General features: G+C 68.8%; 17 protein-coding genes. 5 read left to right on the top strand and 12 right to left on the bottom strand.

Features of this window, described 5'->3' with window-relative positions; all coding sequences use genetic code 11:
• From Q0044_RS04695 to Q0044_RS04710, 4 genes are all read right to left on the bottom strand, one after another.
• Positions 1-558: a NifU family protein gene (locus tag Q0044_RS04695; RefSeq protein WP_298160251.1), complete on the bottom strand. Its 558-nt coding sequence runs from the start codon at positions 556-558 to the stop codon at positions 1-3.
• Between the two features lie 315 nt (positions 559-873).
• Entirely contained in the window at positions 874-1,341 is a 468-nt protein-coding gene (locus tag Q0044_RS04700; protein WP_298160253.1) for a universal stress protein, read from the bottom strand.
• Positions 1,341-6,248, bottom strand: coding sequence for an NAD-glutamate dehydrogenase (locus Q0044_RS04705; RefSeq protein ID WP_298160256.1), 4,908 nt, complete (start codon positions 6,246-6,248; stop codon positions 1,341-1,343). Before Q0044_RS04705 ends, Q0044_RS04700 begins: the two co-directional genes overlap by 1 nt.
• 396 nt (positions 6,249-6,644) lie before the next feature.
• Positions 6,645-7,793 (bottom strand): AI-2E family transporter, encoded by a 1,149-nt coding sequence (locus Q0044_RS04710; protein WP_298160259.1) that lies wholly within the window; start codon positions 7,791-7,793, stop codon positions 6,645-6,647.
• A gap of 90 nt (positions 7,794-7,883) precedes the next feature.
• On the opposite strand from Q0044_RS04710, the gene Q0044_RS04715 reads away from it, so the two are divergent.
• On the top strand, positions 7,884-9,395 hold the full coding sequence (locus Q0044_RS04715; protein WP_298160262.1) for a helicase HerA-like domain-containing protein: 1,512 nt from the start codon (positions 7,884-7,886) through the stop codon (positions 9,393-9,395).
• Here the strand turns inward: Q0044_RS04715 and Q0044_RS04720 are convergent, their stop codons facing one another.
• The 3 genes from Q0044_RS04720 to timA form a co-directional block, all read right to left on the bottom strand.
• Entirely contained in the window at positions 9,396-9,845 is a 450-nt protein-coding gene (locus Q0044_RS04720; protein WP_298160265.1) for a BLUF domain-containing protein, read from the bottom strand. It lies immediately after the preceding gene.
• Between the two features lie 84 nt (positions 9,846-9,929).
• A complete protein-coding gene (locus Q0044_RS04725) occupies positions 9,930-11,012 on the bottom strand; it encodes an MltA domain-containing protein (protein WP_298160268.1) in 1,083 nt (360 codons plus the stop codon).
• A gap of 25 nt (positions 11,013-11,037) precedes the next feature.
• On the bottom strand, positions 11,038-11,682 hold the full coding sequence (gene timA, locus Q0044_RS04730) for a TIM44-related membrane protein TimA (protein WP_298160270.1): 645 nt from the start codon (positions 11,680-11,682) through the stop codon (positions 11,038-11,040).
• Between the two features lie 240 nt (positions 11,683-11,922).
• Here timA and secB point away from each other — a divergent pair, with 240 nt between their 5' ends.
• The gene (gene secB, locus Q0044_RS04735; RefSeq protein WP_298160273.1) at positions 11,923-12,417 is read left to right on the top strand and encodes a protein-export chaperone SecB; all 495 of its coding nucleotides are present in this window, start codon (positions 11,923-11,925) and stop codon (positions 12,415-12,417) included.
• On the opposite strand, the gene dnaQ is transcribed toward secB, so the two are convergent.
• Genes dnaQ through Q0044_RS04760 form a run of 5 tightly spaced genes read right to left on the bottom strand, consistent with a single transcriptional unit; the run spans position 12,414 to position 16,091 of the window.
• Positions 12,414-13,142, bottom strand: coding sequence for a DNA polymerase III subunit epsilon (gene dnaQ, locus Q0044_RS04740; protein ID WP_298160276.1), 729 nt, complete (start codon positions 13,140-13,142; stop codon positions 12,414-12,416). The two genes, secB and dnaQ, sit on opposite strands and share 4 nt — an antisense overlap.
• A gap of 6 nt (positions 13,143-13,148) precedes the next feature.
• On the bottom strand, positions 13,149-13,790 hold the full coding sequence (gene coaE, locus Q0044_RS04745; RefSeq protein ID WP_298160279.1) for a dephospho-CoA kinase: 642 nt from the start codon (positions 13,788-13,790) through the stop codon (positions 13,149-13,151).
• A complete protein-coding gene (locus tag Q0044_RS04750; protein WP_298160282.1) occupies positions 13,787-14,632 on the bottom strand; it encodes a shikimate dehydrogenase family protein in 846 nt (281 codons plus the stop codon). Before Q0044_RS04750 ends, coaE begins: the two co-directional genes overlap by 4 nt.
• A complete protein-coding gene (locus Q0044_RS04755) occupies positions 14,629-15,225 on the bottom strand; it encodes a Maf family protein (RefSeq protein WP_298160285.1) in 597 nt (198 codons plus the stop codon). Before Q0044_RS04755 ends, Q0044_RS04750 begins: the two co-directional genes overlap by 4 nt.
• Positions 15,222-16,091, bottom strand: a complete 870-nt coding sequence (locus Q0044_RS04760; RefSeq protein ID WP_298160287.1) for a pyruvate, water dikinase regulatory protein — start codon at positions 16,089-16,091, stop codon at positions 15,222-15,224. Before Q0044_RS04760 ends, Q0044_RS04755 begins: the two co-directional genes overlap by 4 nt.
• Before the next feature lie 505 nt (positions 16,092-16,596).
• On the opposite strand from Q0044_RS04760, the gene hemE reads away from it, so the two are divergent.
• The 3 genes from hemE to Q0044_RS04775 are packed head-to-tail and all read left to right on the top strand — an operon-like array spanning position 16,597 to position 19,158.
• Positions 16,597-17,634: a uroporphyrinogen decarboxylase gene (gene hemE, locus Q0044_RS04765; protein WP_298160289.1), complete on the top strand. Its 1,038-nt coding sequence runs from the start codon at positions 16,597-16,599 to the stop codon at positions 17,632-17,634.
• Between the two features lie 10 nt (positions 17,635-17,644).
• Positions 17,645-18,697 carry a ferrochelatase gene (gene hemH / locus Q0044_RS04770; RefSeq protein ID WP_298160292.1) on the top strand — a complete coding sequence of 351 codons (1,053 nt, stop codon included), beginning with the start codon at positions 17,645-17,647 and terminating at the stop codon, positions 18,695-18,697.
• Complete coding sequence (locus Q0044_RS04775; RefSeq protein ID WP_298160295.1) at positions 18,694-19,158, top strand: CopD family protein; 465 nt, start codon at positions 18,694-18,696, stop codon at positions 19,156-19,158. The genes hemH and Q0044_RS04775 overlap by 4 nt, the downstream gene beginning before the upstream one ends.
• Positions 19,159-19,221 lie beyond the last annotated feature (63 nt).

Here is a 19,221-nt window from a genome sequence, read left to right on the forward strand (position 1 = left end):
CTAGATGACCTGTTCGACGCTCGTCACTTCGGGGACGTAGTGTTTCATCATCTGTTCGACCCCCGCCTTCAGGGTCATGGCCGAGGACGGGCAGCCGGCGCAGGCGCCCCGCATCCGCAGCGACAGGACACCCGTCTCTTCGTCGAAGGCGTCGAACAGGATGTCGCCGCCGTCCTGGGCCACCGCCGGTCGGATGCGGCTGTCCAGCAGGGCCTTGATCTCGGCCACGACCTCGGAATCCTCGACGCCGTCGTCAGGGCTCGCCTCGCTGTCGCGCAGAAGGGGCGCGCCCGAGACGAAATGATCCATGATGACCGACAGGATCTCGGGCTTCATCTCCGACCAGTCGCGGCCGTGCGCGGCCTTGGTGACCGAGACATGGTCGGCGCCGAAGAAGACGCCGGAAACGTCCTCAAGCGTGAACAGGGCCTCAGCCAGGGGGGAAGCCGTCGCCTGGTCGATGGTCAGGAACTCGCGCGATCCGGCCGGCGCCACATCGCGTCCGGGCAGGAACTTCAGTGCGTTCGGGTTCGGCGTCGGTTCGGTCTGGATGAACATGACGGGGAAATGCGCCTCGATTGAGCGGTTCGCAAGGGCGGCGGCAGGCGGACGGGACTCCGGAATTGGAGTCCAGATCGTCCATAGAGTCCCATCGGTCCGGCCGTCAAAACACCGTTCGAAGCGTCCGATCCGTCCGAAGCGTTCGCCCATGACGCCGTCCCCGCGCGAAAGGGACCAGTATGGGGGCGTTTCAGGGCGTGATGGACAAAAGGGCTCTCGTCAGAGCCGGACGTTGAAATCCCTGGCGGATTCGGGGGATCTGTTGATGGGTATGGGCCAGATTCCCTTCTCTCCTTGCGGGAGAAGGAAAATCTACGCCAGGTCCTCGATCTCGGCGTCGGTCAGTTCGCCGGGGACGATCGTCACCGGCAGCTTGCGGCCTCCGAAGGCGGCGCCCTGTTTCAGCACGGCCGACACCAGGGGTCCCGGGCCCCGGCTGCCCGTTCCGGCCGCCAGGACGAGGATTTTGATCTCCGGATCCTCGCCGCAGACCTTGCGGATCGCGGCCTGGGGTTCGCCCTCCTCGATCAGGAAGATCGGCTGGGCGCCCGAGCGCTCCCGGGCCTCCTCGCCCAGGCGATTGAGCAGCAGCTCGGCCTCGGCCCGCTGCTGACGCTGGATTTCCTCACGCACGCCCGCCCAGTGCTCGTCCGATCCGCCCGGGATGATGCGCAGCAGGGCGACGCGCCCGCCCGTCGACCGCGCCCGGCGCGAGGCGTAGCGCAGCGCCGCCTCGAACTCAGGGCTGTCATCGACGACGACGAGGAACTTCCGGGGCATCAAACCGATCCCGCCACCTGGCGGATCTGGCCGTTGGCGATGGTCAGTTTAGCGAAGGTCCAGCCCGTACCCGAGGCCTCGATCTCGTCCACCGCGGCGCGAACGCCTTCAACCACGGCCTGGCGCGGCCCGATCCAGGCGTCGACGGCCGCTTCCGCCGTCGCCTCGGTATCGCCCACGGCCGGGTCGGAAGCCCTGGCCACCGCGCGGGTCAGGGCGAGCTGTTCGGTCATCAGGTCCTCGATCAGCCGGCGCACGGCCAGACGGTCGAAATGATCGCCCGACGGTACGGCCCCGGCGGCGACCCGAAGACGGTCGAAGTCGAAGGCGGCCCCGACCTGGTGATACAGGCGCGCCATCCGGGGTTCGGACCAGCCGGCCTCCGTCGCCAGATCGCCGATGTCTGCCGTGGCGACCAGAGGGCGCAGCATCGACACCGTCCAGGCGAGGTCTTCGCCCACACCCATGTCGGCGAAGGTCTTCAACCGGTCGGCCAGACGGGCCTGCTCGAAGCGGGACAGGACATCGCCGCCCGCGGCCCGCAGGGCATCGGCGGCCGGACGATAGGCCTCGATCAGCCCCTGAACCGTCGCCCCTGCCCTGCCCGCACGGCGCGCCAGCCAGAAGGTCTGGCGCCGCAGGACGGTGGAGATCTCCTGATAGAGGGCGGTCTGGGTCTCGGCGGGGACCTTGAGATCCAGGGCATTGACCGCGTCCCAGGCCTCGTCGAGGCGGAAGACGCGACGGGCCGCCTCGAAGGCGATGACCAGGGCCGTCGTGTCGCAACCCGCCGCCGCCCGCAGCCGGTCGGGGAAGGTCGGACCCGTCATGTTGACGATCTCGTTGCACAGGACCGTGGCGACGATCTCGCGCCGCAGCCGGTGGCCCTGCATCTGCTTTTCGAACCGGGCCAGTGGGCCGGGGAAGTAACGGACCAGGGTCTCCTCGAAGAAGGGATCTTCGGGCGCCCGGGAGGCCACGATCTCGTCGGCCAGCTCCAGCTTGGAATAGGCCATCAGCACGGCCAGTTCGGGCCGGGTCAGGGCCAGGCCCGCCGTCTTCATCTCGGCGATACGGACGTCGCCGGGCAGACCCTCGACCTTGCGGTCCAGTTTGCCCCGCGCCGTCAGCGCCTGCATGAACCGCTGCTGGCTGTCGAGGGCGTCGCTTCCCTCGGCCTGCTGCAGGGTCAGGGCCAGGGTCTGGTCATAGTTGTGGGTCAGAACCTTCAGGCCGACCTCTTCCGTCATCGAGGCCAGCAGCGGCACGCGATCGGCCAGGGGCAGGGCGCCCTGGGCCACCGCGGCGCCGATCAGGATCTTGATGTTGACCTCATGGTCGGAGGTGTCGACCCCGGCCGAGTTGTCGATGGCGTCGGTGTTGATCCGTCCGCCGCCGGCGGCGAAGGCGATCCGGCCCGCCTGGGTCAGGCCGAGGTTGGCCCCCTCCCCCACCACCTTGACCCGCAGTTCGTCGGCGTTGATCCGGAGCGCATCGGTGCCCTTGTCGCCGACCTGGGCGTCGGTCTCGAGCGCCGACTTCACATAGGTGCCGATGCCGCCGAGATAGAGCAGTTCAGCCGGCGCCTTCAGGATGGCGCGGATCAGGCTGACCGGATCCAGGGCCTCGTCGGTGATGTCGAGTGCGGCGCGGATCTCGGGCGTCAGCTCGATCGACTTGGCCGAGCGCGAGAAGACGCCACCGCCGGTCGAGATCTTCGCCTTGTCATAGTCCTGCCAGGACGAGCGCGGCAGGGCGAACAGCCGGTTCCGCTCTTCCCACGAGGACGCGGGATCGGGGGTCGGGTCGATGAAGATGTCGCGGTGGTCGAAGGCGGCGACCAGTTTCGAGGCCTTCGACAGCAGCAGGCCGTTGCCGAAGACGTCGCCGGACATGTCGCCGACCCCGACCACGGTGAAGGGCTCGGTCTGGATGTCCTTGCCGATCTCGCGGAAGTGGCGCTTGACCGCCTCCCAGGCGCCCCGGGCCGTGATGCCCATGGCCTTGTGATCGTAGCCGACCGATCCGCCCGAGGCGAAGGCGTCGTCGAGCCAGAAGCCGTAGTCGGCCGAAACCCCGTTGGCGATGTCGGAGAAGGTCGCCGTCCCCTTGTCGGCGGCCACGACCAGATAGGGGTCGTCGCCCTCGAACGGCACGACATCGGCCGGACGAATCACATGGCCGTCGGCGGCGATATTGTCGGTGATGTCCAGGAGGCCGGACAGGAAGGTCCTGTAGGCCCGGACGGCCTCGGCCTGCTGGGCGTCGCGGTCGCCGCCGGCGCGGACGATGCCCGACAGATATTTCGGGAAGAAGCCGCCCTTGGACCCGACCGGTACGATGACGGCATTCTTGACCTGCTGGGCCTTGACCAGTCCGAGGACCTCGGTGCGGAAGTCGTCGCGACGATCGGACCAGCGCAGACCGCCGCGGGCCACGGGACCGAAACGCAGGTGGACACCCTCGATGTGCGGCGCCCAGACGAAGATCTCGCGATAGGGCTTGGGCAGGGGCAGGTCCTCGAGCTCGCGCGAGGCGATCTTGATCGAGATGTGCGGCTTGAAGCCGCCATCGGCCGCTGTCTGGTAGTAGTTGGTGCGCTTGATCGCCCCGATCAGGGCCGCCATCCGACGCAGCGCCCGGTCGTGGTCGAGCGACTTCACCTCCATCAGGAGGGCGGTGATCCTGTCATTCAGCCCGGCGACCTCGGCCGCGCGGTCATCCGCCGACCCGCCATGGGCCGGATCGAACTTGCAGGCGAAGAAGGACAGCAGGGCGCGGGCGATGGCGGGATAGTCGCGCAGAGCCTCTTCCTGAACCGCCTGGGACGGATCGAGCCCTGTCTGCTGGCGATAGCGGGCCAGGGTGCGGATCAGGGCCGCCTCACGCCAGCCGACGCCCAGTTCCAGAATCAGACGGTTGAATCCGTCGCTCTCGGTCTGGCCGGACCAGACCGCCGAGAAGCCCGCCTCGAACGGGCCCTTGACGTCGGCGAAGTCGAGGGCGGCGCCGCGCGGATCCTCCAGCAGAAACTCGTGAACGTGGATGTCAGGCGCCGTGCCGGTTTGAGCCGCCGGCTTGATGGCGTGTCCGAACTCCTCGAGCGTCTTGAGCCCCATGTCGGCCAGGATCGGCAGGACGTCGGACAGGGGCACGGCCGCGCCCCGGCGGTAGAGTTTGAAGCGAAACTGCAGGGGGGTGTCGCTGGGGGTGCGGAAGGCGCGCACCGCGACGGGTTCGCCGGCGCTCAGGTCGCCCGTCTCGTTCAGACGGTCGATTTCCTGCAGGTCGGTCACAGCCTCGGCCGCGTCGTAGCGGTCGCGATAGCCCGGGCCGAAGGCCTCGGCCCAGCGGGCGCTGAGGGCGCCGATCTCGCTGTCATCGACGTCGGCGGCGCGCAGGGCCCCTTCGAACCGGTCGACCCAGCTGCGGCCCGTCTCGATGATCTCGGCATCCAGGGCGCGGGCGTCGGGCGTCGGGTGATCGCCCGGGGTCACGCCGATGATGTAGTGGATACGCACGAGGGGCGCGTCAGACAGCTGCGGATACCAGGCCGAGAGGCGTCCGCCCCAGGCGCGGGCCAGAATCCGGCCGATCCGCTCACGCACCCCGGCGTCGAACCGCTCGCGCGGCACGAAGGCCAGGACCGAGACGAACCGGTCGAACGGGTCCTTGCGGGTGAAGGTCTTGATCCTGGGCCGGTCGAACAGGTGCAGGATGCCCAGGGCCGTGGTCAGCAGCTCGTCCTCGGTGATCTGGAAGAGCTCGTCCCGGGGATAGTTCTCCAGGATGTTCTTCAGCCGCTTCTCGTTGTGGCTGCCGGGGGCCTTGCCGGCGCGTTCCAGAACATTGGCGACCTTGCGCCGGATCAGGGGCACCTGGGACGGCGGCCGGTCATAGGCCTCGGCGGTGAACAGGCCGACGAAACGGGTCTCGCCCGAGGGACGGTCGTCGTCGCCGTACCGTTTGACCCCGACATAGTCCATGTAGGCGCGGCGGTGGACACGGCTGCGCAGATTGGCCTTGGCCACGGTGACCGGGTCCGACAGGTCGATCTGTCGCTTCATCTGGGCCGTCAGGACGGCGGGCTCCGACGTGCGACGCAGGACGGTCCGCGCCGGATCGCGGAGGACCCCGACCCCGGCGCCCGACTGGTCCAGCGGCGCCTCGGCCGCGTAGCCGCCGTCGGTGGTGCGCGGATAGTCGTAGTCGCGGGCGCCCAGGAAGACGAAGGCATCGTCGTTGAGCGAGCGCAGGAAGGCCAGGTTCTCAGCCACGACTTCCGGATCGATGCCGCCGGGGCAGGCTTCCAGATGGGCGATCGAACGCGCCATCAAGGCGTTCATGGCCGGATAGTCGGCGACGGCCGTATGGACGTCGGCCAGGGTCAGTTCCACGCCGGCCTTCAGGGCCTCGCGCCGCTCGGGCGGCAGGGGGTCGATGACGAGGACGATCAAAGATTCACGCGCGCCGCCGGCATCGGCCTTGCGCGTGCCGTCGGGCTGGCGCGCCAGATCGAGCACCGGGTGGAACAGGGCCCGGACCGAAACGCCGGTGTCGGCCAGCTCGCCCATGACGCTGTCGACCAGGAAGGGGCGGTCGTCCTGGACGATGCGCAGGACGTCATAGGGAGTGAGCCGCCCCGCAGCCGACAGGGGCTCGACCGCCACACGGGTCTCGCCGGGACTGCGCCGCTCTGCCCATCGCCAGGCCTCGGCCAGCACCGCCCCGAGATCGCCGAGCGCCAGTTCCGGCGTCTCGTCCTCGGCATAGTCCTCGCAGGCCTGGACGATGAAGGACTGAGACAGCCCGTCCAGAACGGTTCCGCCTCCCAGGGCCCCGGCGAAGGCCCGTTGCAGCGCCTCCGGGCTGGAGGGCTGGGAGGAGGTGCGGAGGTCGCCGGACATGGGCAGGGTCTCGAAAGGCGCGGCTTGGCCGCCAGGGTCTGGACCGGACGCTATCGATCGACTGTTACTGCGGCATCACCACGAGGACGCGTCCCGCCCCTGATGGCTGGATAGGCCGGTCCGCGCGGCCGGGGAAGGCCGGAAACGACAAACCCCGTCGAACGCTCTCCCGGTCCGAATCTTATCGATGTTCACTCATGCACGGGTGAAAACGCCCTTTCGCAGGTGCGAAACAAAGAAAAGGCCGCCGGACGGGCGTCCGACGGCCTCTCTTGGACCGGCGCTGGAGGGGGAACGGGCGCCGGTCGATGCCGTCGCGGCCTGGGGGAGGGGAGGGGGCCGCGACGTCTGGATGGCAGATGGGAGCGACGGAACCGGCCCGCAAGGGGTCGGGTTTCAGGGTTCTGCGGCTCCGGGGCGCGGCGGTTTGACGCGGACCGGACGCCGGGCGGGCGGTTTGTGGGCGCGGGCGTCCTCGTCCTCCTCGGCATAGGGCCGGCCGTCGCCCGACAGCAGGATGGCGATCCACATCGATCCTTTGAACTCGGCCAGGATCGCCATCGCCATGACGGCCAGCGGCGTCGACAGGAACATGCCGACCACCCCCCACAGCTTGCCCCACAGGGCCAGGGCCAGAAGCACCGCGACCGGGTCGATGTTCTGGTTGTCGCCCTGCATGCGCGGCTGGATTGCGTTGCCGACGACGAACAGGATCAGCTGCAGTCCGACCAGAAGGATCAGGGCCGGCCAGTAGGTCGGAAACTGGACGAGGGCGAACAGGGGCGGCGCCAGGCCCGCGATGGCTCCGCCCAGCACCGGGATGAAGCCGACGACGAAGATGACGAAGGTCCAGAACTCGGCATTCTGGAGGCCGACCAGCCGCATCAGGATCCAGGCGGCGACGCAGATGATGCCGCCGGTGACGGTCTGGACCCAGAGATAGCCCTCGACCCCGCCGCGCACGCGCTGGAACACCTCCGAGGCCTCCTGGCGGCTCTCGCGATTGGGGAACAGGCTGACCAGCTTGCGTCGGAAGCCTGTCTGGGCCGCCAGCAGAAAGGCCAGATAGACCATGACGAAGAAGGCGCCCGACACCACGCCCTGGACCTGGAAGGCGAGGGTGGTCAGGGTGCCGCGGATATCCAGGCCGGCGAACAGTTCCTGGGCCGTCGGGGGCGTGGTCATGCCGAACAGGCCCGCGCCGTCGGCGATGATGGCGTCGATCCTCGGCCCGATGCCGCTCGAGACCCCCGAGGCGTCCGTGAAGAAGCCGGCCGCTCCGTTCACGATGAAGGCGATGGCGGCCAGGAAGGCCAGGACCACCACCGCCAGGGCCGCCGTCCCTGCCCAGTGGCGGGGCAGGCGGGTGCGGTCCTCGATGAAGCGCTTCACCCCGTCGATCATGATCAGCAGGAAGATGGCCATCGCCAGGGGCGTCAGGATGTCCCGCAGCCAGTAGAGGGCGGCCCCGGTCGCCACGACGGCCAGGGTCACCAGGGCGTTTCGGGCCACGGTCGATGTCGGGATGGCGATCGGTACTTTCATGTCCCGAGTTGTCGGGGGCGTCGCCCCTCTGGTCAATCGCCGATTGGCCTGCGCGCCGGCCACGGCTAAGCATCGGCCAAGGAGATTTGCATGACCGACGCCGCCGCCAACCCCGGCCTGTTCCTGGGCCAGTCCACCGATGGGGAAACGCCCCAGCGCGAGATCCTGCTGTGGAACCGGGCCAACCGGCACGGGGTGATTGCGGGCGCAACCGGCACCGGCAAGACCGTCACCCTCCAGATCATGGCCCAGGGCTTTTCCGAGATGGGCGTGCCCGTCTTCTGCGCCGACGTGAAGGGAGACCTCTCCGGCATCAGCCAGGTCGGAACGCCGAACGAGAAGCTTCTTGCCCGCGCCGCCGGGATGAACCTGACCCTGATCCCGAAGGCCGCGCCGACGGTCTTCTGGGATCTGTACGGGCAGAAGGGCCATCCGGTCCGGGCGACCGTGTCCGAGATCGGGCCGTTGCTGATGGCCCGGATGCTGGACCTGAATGAGGTGCAGGAGGGCGTCCTGACCGTCGCCTTCCACGTCGCCGACAAGGAAGGCCTGCTGCTGCTCGACCTCGACGACCTCAGGTCCATGCTGGTCTATGTCGCCGAGAACGCCGCCCGCATCGGCCGCGAGGTCGGTAATGTGGCACCGGCCTCGATCGCCTCGATCCAGCGCGCCCTGCTGCAGCTGGAACAGGACGGCGGCGACGCCTTCTTCGGCGAGCCGGCGCTGAAGCTGACCGACATGATGCGGACGTCGCTGGACGGACGCGGACAGGTCAATGTGCTGGACTCGACCCGGCTGATGAACAGCCCGCGCCTGTATGGCGCCTTCCTGCTGTGGCTGATGTCGGAGCTGTTTGAGCAGCTGCCCGAGATCGGCGATCCGGAGAAGCCCCGCCTCGTCTTCTTCTTTGACGAGGCCCACCTGCTGTTCAAGGACGCCCCCAAGCCCCTGCTGGAGAAGGTCGAACAGGTCGTGCGCCTGATCCGGTCCAAGGGGGTCGGGGTCTATTTCATCACCCAGAACCCGGCCGACATTCCGGACAGCGTCCTCGCCCAGCTCGGCAACCGGATCCAGCACGCCTTGCGCGCCTATACCCCGTCCGACCAGCGCGGCCTGAAGGCGGCGTCGGACAGTTTCCGCGTCAATCCGGCCTTCGAAACGGCCGAGGCCATCCAGGCCCTGGGCACGGGCGAGGCCCTGGTCTCGACGCTCGATGAAAAGGGGGCCCCCCGCGTGGTCGCCCGCACCCTGATCCGGCCGCCGGACAGCCGTCTGGGCCCGGCGACCGATGCCGAACGCGCCGCGGTCATGGCGGCCAGCCCGGTGAAGGGCGTCTATGACACCGTCCTGGACCGGGAATCCGCCGAGGAAATCCTCGCCGCCCGCCACGCACAAACGGAGGCGGCGACGGCGCCAGCCGCCAAACCCGCGCCCCAGGGTCGGGCTCCGGCGGCTCCCAAGGCCCCTGCCGCGCCCAGGGCGCCGCGCAAGTCCAACCGCCAGACGCCGATGGAGGCCCTGACCAAGTCGGTGTTGCGCACGGCGGGCTCGACCCTGACGCGGGAACTTTTGCGCGGCATCCTCGGCGGGTTGCGCCGCTAGCTAGACCATCGAGCCCAGGCGGGCGTTGGCCAGTTCGGCGATCACGGTCGTGACCTGGGCGCCGGACCCCGTCTGGGACAGCAGTTTGGACAGGTGGGGCGACAGTTTGCGCGTGTCGACCAGGACCATGGCCCAGCCGAGGAAGAGCTGGGCCTGAACCGGCCAGCGGGCCAGAACGCGCACATTGCGATGCCGTTCGTCAGCCTCGATGTCGATCATCAAGGCGGTCAGGGCCTCGGGCTCGCCCTCGAGCACCTGGACGAAGGTTCCCGACTGATGGGCCAGGGCGCCGGTGATCCGGCGGCGACCGTTGTTGCGCACCGAGGTCGACACGACCTCGGACAGGTCCATCGGACCTTCGGCCGTGCTGACCGCGTCGCTGCGATAGACGAGGCGTTCGAGCACGCGCTCCGTGAGGGGCTGCGGCGTGCGAACGGTCGGGGATGTCATGAAAGGGATGGCCAGGCGGCGAATCCGCCGCCCATCTAGGCGCTTTCCGCCGGAAACCCTAATCGACGCGAGAATTGCGCTGGGTCAGGGACGCGGGATCAGCCGCCACATGCGCAACGGATGCCGGACCGCCCCGGCCTCAAGCCCCGCGGCGTCGCCCCGGCCCATATAGAGGTCGGCGCGGACGGGGCCGCGAATAGCCGAACCGGTGTCCAGCGCCATGACCAGGCCGGTGTAGCCGTGACGCGCGCCCGTCAGATTGCCGGCGCCGGCCGAGATCCAGACCAGATCGCCATAGGTCCAGCTGGCCGGGTCGACCGCGATGGCGCGGCGGGCAGGCAGGGGCACACCGGCCGCTCCGGCGGGATCGCCGCCGTCGTCAGGGTCCAGAGAGAAAAAGATATAGCGGGGGTTCAGGGCCGTGACCGCCCGGGCCTCGGGTCCCCGGTGCGCCGCCAGCCAGGCCCGGATCGCCTCGCCCGAGGTTCCGTTCGTCGGCAGGAGGCCGCGCTCGGCCATCGGCCGGGCGATGCCGACGAAAGGCCGACCGTTGTCGGCGGCATAGGCGGCGCGGACCTCGGATCCATCCTCGAAGGTCAGATAGCCGGAGCCCTGGATCTGAAGGAAGAACAGATCCTCGGCGCGCATCCAGGCCAGGGGCGGCGTGAGCGGCGGGCCGGCCTCGATCGCCGAACGTTCCTCCAGCACCTGACCGCGCGACCAGCCGTCGGGACGGCCGAGCACAGGGGTGTCGAACTCCCGGTCGGGGCTGCGACGCGCCTCGTATTCCGGGGCGAAATAGGCGGTCAGCAGGGGCGAACGGCCTTCGGCGGGTTGGGCTTCAACCACCGCGAAACCGGTCTCGAAGAAGGCCCGCGCCATGGACGGGGTGACCGGCCGTGACGTCCGCCGAATGTCGATGGCCCGTTCGCACTGGCGCGCAGACATCGCATCGCGCGCGACGCGACAGGTGTCGGCATAGGCCTGGAAGGCGGCGAGGTGATCTTCGTCGGCCCAGCCCGGCAGGGATTCAGGGCCCGGCAGGGTCGAGACCTGGGCGGGCGGCGGCGCGGGAACGGCGGGAACGGCAGGCGGCGCAGGCGTTTCGATCGTCGAGGACGCGCACCCCGCCAGAAGCAGGACGGTCCCTGCGAGGACCAGCCTCATGCCGAATCCCAAGGGGCGGCCGCCCCTAGGCGTTGGCGGGTTCGACGCGGGCGAGAACCCAGTTGGGGTCGGCGGCGCCCAGCGAGCGTTCGAAGGTCCAGTGCTCAGCCGTGCGGCGTTCCTCGATCCGGGGTTCGGCCGGCGCGCCCGGGGTCGCCTCGGTCTCGGGCAGGAGGATCTTCGAGCGGATTTCGGCGAGGAAGCGGACCTTGGCCACGGCGCGGTCGCCCTCGGCGGAGGCCAGTTCCAGATCGGCGCGCGGCGGGTGCAGGAACTCGACCTGTTCCGTCTCGCCCCGGATTTCGCGCGCGGCGATGCCGGTCTCGAACGAGTCCAGCACGGCGGGCGTCAGCAGGGGCTTCAGCGCGGCGCGGTCGCCCGAGGCGTAGCCGCGCACGATGGTTTCATAGGCCTGGCGGGCCCCTTCGATGAATTTGGCGGGATCGAAGGCGGGGTCACGGGCGCGCAGCGAGGCGGCGGCGGCCAGGGTCGCGGCGTCGAGCGCCGGCACGCGCGCCGGAGGCTCCCCGCCCTGGGCGGCGGGCAGGACCGGCGCCTTGGCGTCGTCCTGGGGCTGGCGACCGACTTTCTTGCCCAGCACATTATAGAGCTGGAACAGGACGACCGCGGCGATCACGGCGAAGATGACGAGCTGGAACTGTACCGGCACGGGGTATCCCTGGATGGCGTCCTGATCCCGGCCGAAAGGGCCGGGCGCGTCGGACGGGACGATTACGGTCTGATATGGGCGTGCGCAAGGCGCGACGCATCCCGGGCGAGTTGTGACATGCCGCCGCTCCCCCCGAAACTCGGGGGACGACGGTCTGTTCAAGAGCCAAGTTGCGGGACGTTCGGGCGGATGCTAGTCGCGGCGCCTCGCTTTTCCGCCATTTTGAACGGCTTCGCTTCCATGACCGACGTTTCGCCCGCCGACGCCAACGGCTCGGCCCCGACCGAACAGCCCCCGGTTCCGGGCTTCCGCATCCTGGCCCAGTTCGTTCGCGACCTGTCGTTCGAGAACCCCAGGGCGCCGGACAGCCTGCGCATGGACGGCAAGCCCCAGATCGATATGGGCGTCGAGCTGAACGCCCAGGGCCGTCCCGACGGCCTGTTCGAGGTCGACATCAAACTGTCGATCAAGGCCGCGACGGAAACCATGCGGGTGTTCCAGGTGGAGCTCCTGTACGGCGGCCTGTTCCAGCTGACCGGCATTCCCGAGGCGGACATCGAGCCGATGCTGCTGATCGAGTGCCCGCGCTACCTCTTCCCCTATGCCCGCGAGATCGTCGCGCGCGCTTCGGCGGACGGCGGCTTCTACCCGCCCTTCATGCTGGATCCGATCGACTTCGCCGGCATCTATGCGGCGCGTCAGCAGCAACAGGCCCAGCAGGGCGGCGTCGCCTAAGGCTCGGGAGCGGGCTCGATGACTTCGAGCCCGTAACCGGCCCAGAGCGACCGGTCCTTCAGCGTCGCCAGCAGGAAGGCGCGATGCGCCTCCGCCTCCTCTGGATGGATGCGCGGGGTCAGCGGTCGCGGACGGGGCTGATAGCCGCCGGCGGCGGCGTGGGCGGCGGCGGCCTGGCTCTCGCGACGGCTGGACAGGTCGAGCACCCGCTCCTTGCCGCCCCTGAGCTCCAGATAGACCTCGGCCAGCAGACGGGCGTCGATCAGGGCGCCGTGAAACGAGCGATCGGCCAGGCTGACCTTGTAGCGTTTGCACAGGGCGTCCAGCGAATTGGGCATGCCCGGCCAGCGTTTCTGGGCCAGTTGCAGGGTGTCGATCCAGCGGTTCTCGTGCAGCAGGGCCTGGCCGCAGCGGCCGCATTCATGGTCGATGAAGTTTCGGTCGAACTGGGCGTTGTGCGCGATCACCGGGGCGTCGCCGATGAAGTCCATCAGGTCGACGACGATCTCGGCGAATTTCGGCGCGTCCCGAACCTTGTCGTCGGTGATGCCGTGGACCCGGGTCGCGTCCGGCGGGATCAGCCGCTCCGGATTGACGAAACGGTGAAAGGTCCGGCCCGTCGGCAGCAGGTCCATGATCTCGATACAGCCGACCTCGATCAGGCGGTCGCCGGTGCGCGGGTCGAAGCCCGTGGTTTCGGTGTCGAGGACGATTTCGCGGGACATGGCGATTTAATGGGGTGTTTCGGCAGGGTCTGAAAGCCTTCGGACGGGCCGTTTCCAGTCCGGAGACTGAACGATCCCCACGATTTCAGCGACGCGCGCCCGGGCGGCGTCCAGGCCCCGGCCGGTGTCGATCACGAAATCCGCGCGGCGGCGTTTCTCCGCGTCGGGCAACTGGCGGGCGAGAATGGCTTCGAACCGGGCTTCGGTCATGCCGGGACGGGCCAGAACGCGGCGACGCTGGGTTTCCGCGTCCGCGGTGACCACCACGACGGCGTCCACCGCGCGGTCGCCGCCGGTCTCGAACAGCAGGGGGATGTCGAGCACCGCCAGCCTGACCCCGGCCGCCCGCGCCGCGTCGAGGTCGGCGAGGCGTCCGGCCGCGACCAGCGGATGGACGATGGCCTCAAGCCGGCGGAAGGCCGTGTCGTCGCGGCCGAGCGCCTCGGCCAGGCGAGTGCGGTCTACCGCCCCGTCCACGACCACGCCGGGAAAGGCCGCGGCGATCGGCCCGACGGCCGCCCCGCCCGTGGCGTAGAGGGCATGGACCGCGTCGTCGGCGTTCCAGATCAGGGCCCCATGATCCGCAAACATGGCGGAGGTTGTGGACTTGCCCATGCCGATCGAGCCGGTCAGGCCCAGCAGGATCACAGGGGCTCTCCGGTAGAGGGCTCTCCCAGATGGGCCAAAAGGATAGGCCTCGGGTCCAGGTCCGGCGGCGGGGTTCCGAAAATGGCCTCGAACGACGGCCCGGCCTGTCCGATCAGCATGGCCAGACCATCGACGGTCACCAGTCCCGCGGCGCGGGCGGCCTGCAGGAAGGGCGTGACCACGGGCTTGTAGGTCATGTCCATCACCGTGATGGACGGATCCAGGGCCGCGAGATCGACCTCGGGCCGGACGCTAAGCGCATTGACGATCAGGGCCGCGCCTTCAAAGGCCGACGGACCCTCGCCGACCGAGACCAAGCCTCCGAGATCGGCGGCCAGGGCCTCCGCCCGGTCGCGGGTCCGGTTGACGATCCGCACCTGGGCTCCGGCTCCCGCCAGGGTCGCTGCGGCGGCCCGCGCCGCCCCGCCGGCGCCGAGCATCACCACCCGCGAACCTGCGAGGGACAGGTTCGGCGCCTGCTGCTTCAGGGCGCGCAAGAGGCCGAGGCCGTCGGTGCTGTCGGCGAACACCTGGCCGTCCCGAAAAACGAGGATATTGGCCGATCCGCTGTCGCGCGCCGTCTCCGATGCCGTATCCGCCAGGGCGAAGGCCTGTTCCTTGAACGGGGCAGTGACATTGACGCCGCTCAGCAGACCCACTCGACCGGCTGCGACCAGGGTATCGAAGGCAGCAGGATCCTTCGGCGCGAAGGCGACATAGGCGGCATCCAGCCCGGCGGCCTCGATCCAGGCGTTGTGGATGACCGGGCTCAGGGAATGGGCGACGGGATTACCGACGATGCCGCCGACCTTCACCGCGCCTGTGATCCGGGTCCGGCTCATGTGCGGATGACTCCGGCCCGGCGCAGTTCGTCCAGCACCGGCCACAGGGGCATGCCCAGGACGGTGAAGTAGTCGCCCTCGACCCGGTCGAAGAGCTGCGAGCCCATCCCCTCCAGCCGGTAGCAGCCGACCGAACCGAGAATGCCCTCGCCCTCGGCCTCCAGATAGGCGTCGAGAAAGTCGTCGGAGAACCGCCGCATGCTCATCCGCGCCGTGTCGACGCCCGACCAGACCACAGCGCCGTTGCTGGCCAGGGCGGCTGCGGAGTTCAGATGATGGGTTCGGCCGCGCAGACCCTGCAGGCGGTCGCGCGCCGATGCCAGATTCGGTGCCTTGGAGATCATGCCCCCTTCGAAATCCAGCGTCTGGTCCGAGCCGAGCACCCAGGCCTCCGGATCCTGACGCGAGACGGCGAGCGCCTTGGCCCGGGCCAACTCCAGCGCCAGTTCGGCCGGATCGATACCCGCTAGCGAGGTCTTGATCGCGGCCTCGTCCACACCGGCATCCTCGGCGACGAACGGCACGCCGGCGTTGGTCAGCATGGCGCGACGGGCTGCGCTACGGGAGGCGAGGATCAGTCGTGTGTCGTTCACCAGGAGGTTCCCAGCCGCCGGGTGCGGCGTTCGGTCAGCAGGTTGAGGATGGCGGCCGCCGTCTCCTCGATCGACCGCCGGGTGACGTCGATGGTCGGCCAGCCCCGGCGCTCGAAGGCCCGTCGGGCCTTGATCGTTTCTTCACGCACGGCGTCCGGTTCCACATAGGACGAGGCGTGGGTCGCGTTCAGCCCGTCCAGCCGGTTCCGGCGGATCTGCACCAGCCGGTCAGGAGACACGGTCAGACCGACGATCAGGGGGTTCTTCAGCCCGACCAGCCGCTCCCCGTCCTCCTGTCCGGGCACCAGAGGCACATTGGCCGCCCGGACGCCCCGGTGCGCCAGATAGATGCAGGTGGGAGTCTTGGACGTCCGGCTGACCCCTACGAGAACCACGTCGGCGCCTTCCAGCTGTTCGGCCGTGCCCTGACCGTCGTCATGGGCCATGGCGTAGTCCAGAGCGCCGATGCGGTTGAAATAGTCGTGATCAAGCGCGTGCTGGGCGCCGACTCGCGTCGACAGGGCCGCGCCCAGATAGCGCGACAGGGCTCCGACCAGCGGATCCAGCGCCCCGATGTGCGGCATATCGAGCGCGCGGCAGCCTTCTTCCAGCTGGGCCCTGAGCTCGCGATCGACGATCGTGTGCAGAACCACGCCCGGCGCTGCCGCCACCTCGGTCAGGACCCGTTCCATCTGCTTCCCGGATCGCACGAGGGCGTAGATGTGCTCGATGGGAATGACCCCGTCGAAGCGGGCCGTCACCGCCTTGGCCATGGCGTTGAGCGTCTCGCCGGTCGAGTCCGAGACCAGATGGACGTGGAAATAAGTCGCCAGCCGTGAGGCCCCGGCGGGCCGCGCCGGGCTCACGCCGGACCCCGGCGGGGGAAAATCGGGGTCTTGAAGATGCGAATGGCGAGTTTTCCTGTGGATCGGGCGGGGCGCCGACGGGCCGGGCGGGGCGCCGATTCCTATAGCGCGGCCCTCGTCGCCCGGCGAGCGGGGACGTTGGTGGACGGGTCGGCTCGTCCGCCTGCGGATCATCCCTAGCCTTTCCATCCGCCGTATTTCGGCTGGGGAAATGCTTAACGAAAGGTAAACAGCCCACAATCCGGAACGGGAACGGTGATCCGCCCGGGTTCCCGGCCGTTAAGGGTTTGTTAAGGGTTTTGCCCGGTTTCCACAGGCTGTCATCCGCCTGTCGCGAATGCGGCCGGGGGCTCGGGACAAGGGCGTTCGGCATGGGGACCGGCGCAAATTCATCCCCGTCGTCCCGCCCCCTGCCTGCTTCCTCAAACCTTTCAAGAATTCTGATCAGGATAAGAGGAAGGACACGGGCTTGAGGGGATGCGCTCATCGCCGTAGAGCCGGGGTCATGAGCACCACGCCTTCGTTAATCCGTGTCCTCCAGGGTGAAATCCTGGACCGGCCCCCCGTCTGGTTCATGCGGCAGGCCGGTCGTTACCTGCCCGAGTATCGGGCCTTGCGCGCCCAGGCGCCGGACTTCATCGCCTTCTGCCTGAACCCGGAGATGGCGGCCGAGGCGACCTTGCAGCCGATGCGCCGGTTCGGTTTCGACGCCGCCATCGTCTTCGCCGACATCCTGCTGATCCCGCAGGCCCTGGGCCAGGACGTCTGGTTCGAGACCGGCGAGGGTCCGAAACTGGGTCTCATGCCGTCGCCGGGCCGTATGGCGGAACTGGCCGATGGCGCGGGCGAGCACCTGCATCAGGTCGGGGAGACCCTGAGCCGGGTGCGAGCCGAGCTGGAGCCTGAGCGGGCCCTGATCGGATTTGCCGGCGCGCCCTGGACCGTCGCCACCTATATGCTCGACGGTCACCACAATACGATGGGCAAGGGGGAGCGGGCGCAGGCGCGGTCCTACGCCTACTCCGATCCGGACAGGGTCGATGCGGTCCTGGATGTGCTGGTGGAGGCGACGGCCCGGTATCTGAAGATGCAGGCCGACGCCGGTGCTGACGCCCTCAAGATCTTCGAGAGCTGGGCCGAGGGCCTGCCCGACGATCTGTTCGAACGACTGGTCATGCGGCCGCACCAGAAGCTGGTCGCCCGGGTGCGGGAGCTCGGCGTTACTGTCCCCCTGATCGGCTTCCCGCGCGGGTCCGCCCTTCATGCCGAACGCTATGCGCGCGAGGTCGAGGTCCAGGGCGTTGCGCTCGATACCGCCTGTTCGCTGGAACGCGGCCGGGAAGTTCAGGCGATCAAGCCGATCCAGGGCGCCCTCGATCCCCTCCTGCTCCGCGCAGGCGGTGCGGCTCTGGACCGCAGGGTGGATGCGCTTGTCGAGGCCTGGGGCGAAGGTCCATGGATCTTCAACCTCGGCCACGGCATCCTGCCGGACGTGCCGATCGCTCACGTCGAACAGGTGCTGAAGCGCCTGGGCGCCCAGTAAGGACCGAGGAATGACCGGTAGACGGATCGCAGTCGTCCTTTTCAACCTCGGCGGACCGGATGACGCCGCCTCGGTTCGGCCCTTCCTGTTCAACCTGTTCAATGACCCGGCCATCATCGGCCTGCCCGGGTTCGCGCGGACGCCCCTGGCCAAGCTGATCTCCTCGCGTCGTGAGAAGAGCGCCCAGGCCAACTATGCGATGATGGACGCCGGCGGCGGTTCGCCCCTGAAGGCCGAGACGCGCAAACAGATGGCGGCTCTCGACGCCCGGTTGGCGACCCTCTTGCCCGGCGACGAGGTCAGGAGCTTTATCGCCATGCGCTACTGGCACCCGCTGACCGAAGAAACGGCCGTTGACGTCGCCGCCTACGGTCCCGACGAAGTGGTGCTCCTGCCCCTCTATCCGCAGTTCTCGACCACCACGACCCAGTCTTCGCTCAAGGCCTGGAAGGCGGCCTATGCGGGTTCGGGCCGGTCGCGGACGATTTGCTGTTATCCCCGGGCGACAGGCTGGATCGAGGCCCAGGCTGATGTCATCCGCACCAGGCTCGCGGAGGCCGGCCGGGATTATCCGGGTCGTCCCATGCGCGTACTCTTCTCGGCGCACGGCATTCCGGAGAAACTGGTCGCCCAGGGCGATCCCTACCAGGAGCAGATCGAGGGCACGGTGGCGGCAGTGGCCGCTGCCGCAGGACTGACAGACTGGCGTCTGTGCTACCAGAGCCGGGTCGGGCCGCTGAAATGGCTCGGGCCCTCGACGCCCGACGTCATCAAGCAGGCGGCCGCTGACGGGGTCGGGGTCGTGGTCACCCCGATTGCCTTCGTCTCCGAACATATCGAGACCCTGGTCGAGCTGGACATCGAATACGGCGAACTGGCCCATGAAGCCGGTCTGCATCCCTATCTGCGTGCGCCCGCCGTCGGCGTGGCGGGAGCCTTCATCGGCGCCCTGGCCCAGGCCGTGACCGATAGTCTGGGCCGCACCGGTACGGCGCCGTCCGGTCCCGGCTGTCAGGCCCGTTGGAAGGCCTGTCCGTTCCAGGCCGAAGGGGCCACAGCGTGACTCTCTACGATCTCGCGCGGGGCCTGCACATTCTGGCGGTCATCGCCTGGATGGCCGGTCTGCTGTTTCTGCCCCGCCTCTACGCCTATGACGCGGAGCAGACCGGCAAGACGGAGCCGCTGAAGTCCGAGATGCAGACCCTGCTGCGCCTGTGGCAGACCCGTCTTCTCCGTATCATCGTCAACCCGGCCATGGTTCTCGCCTTTGTCTTCGGCCTGTGGCTCATCCATCTGGATGTCCAGATGCGCGGGGCCGCCTTCCTGGCGGAGCCCTGGATGGTGACGAAGCTGGCGGGCGTCTTCCTGCTGGCCGGCTGGCACGGCTTCCTCGCCGGAGAGCGCCGGAAGATCGCGGCCGGGACGTCCACCAGGACCAGCCGGTTCTGGCGCATGACCAACGAGATTCCCTTCGTTCTCGCGATCGTCATGGTGCTGTCGGTCACGACCGAGTGGACCTTCTGAACCGCGACGCTTGACCCGAACGCCTGGAATGTGGTTCCGCTGACGATGAGGCGTCGTTCGCGG

Origin of the sequence: Brevundimonas sp., assembly GCF_027484365.1 — a bacterium.
Classification (GTDB): Bacteria; Pseudomonadota; Alphaproteobacteria; order Caulobacterales; family Caulobacteraceae; genus Brevundimonas.

Coding starts and splice junctions, on each gene's coding strand:
- Q0044_RS04695 (WP_298160251.1), bottom strand. CDS start 558: ATGTTCATCCAGACCGAACCGACGCCGAACCCGAACGCACTGAAGTTC.
- Q0044_RS04700 (WP_298160253.1), bottom strand. CDS start 1,341: ATGCCCCGGAAGTTCCTCGTCGTCGTCGATGACAGCCCTGAGTTCGAG.
- Q0044_RS04705 (WP_298160256.1), bottom strand. CDS start 6,248: ATGTCCGGCGACCTCCGCACCTCCTCCCAGCCCTCCAGCCCGGAGGCG.
- Q0044_RS04710 (WP_298160259.1), bottom strand. CDS start 7,793: ATGAAAGTACCGATCGCCATCCCGACATCGACCGTGGCCCGAAACGCC.
- Q0044_RS04715 (WP_298160262.1), top strand. CDS start 7,884: ATGACCGACGCCGCCGCCAACCCCGGCCTGTTCCTGGGCCAGTCCACC.
- Q0044_RS04720 (WP_298160265.1), bottom strand. CDS start 9,845: ATGACATCCCCGACCGTTCGCACGCCGCAGCCCCTCACGGAGCGCGTG.
- Q0044_RS04725 (WP_298160268.1), bottom strand. CDS start 11,012: ATGAGGCTGGTCCTCGCAGGGACCGTCCTGCTTCTGGCGGGGTGCGCG.
- secB (WP_298160273.1), top strand. CDS start 11,923: ATGACCGACGTTTCGCCCGCCGACGCCAACGGCTCGGCCCCGACCGAA.
- dnaQ (WP_298160276.1), bottom strand. CDS start 13,142: ATGTCCCGCGAAATCGTCCTCGACACCGAAACCACGGGCTTCGACCCG.
- Q0044_RS04750 (WP_298160282.1), bottom strand. CDS start 14,632: ATGAGCCGGACCCGGATCACAGGCGCGGTGAAGGTCGGCGGCATCGTC.
- hemE (WP_298160289.1), top strand. CDS start 16,597: ATGAGCACCACGCCTTCGTTAATCCGTGTCCTCCAGGGTGAAATCCTG.
- hemH (WP_298160292.1), top strand. CDS start 17,645: ATGACCGGTAGACGGATCGCAGTCGTCCTTTTCAACCTCGGCGGACCG.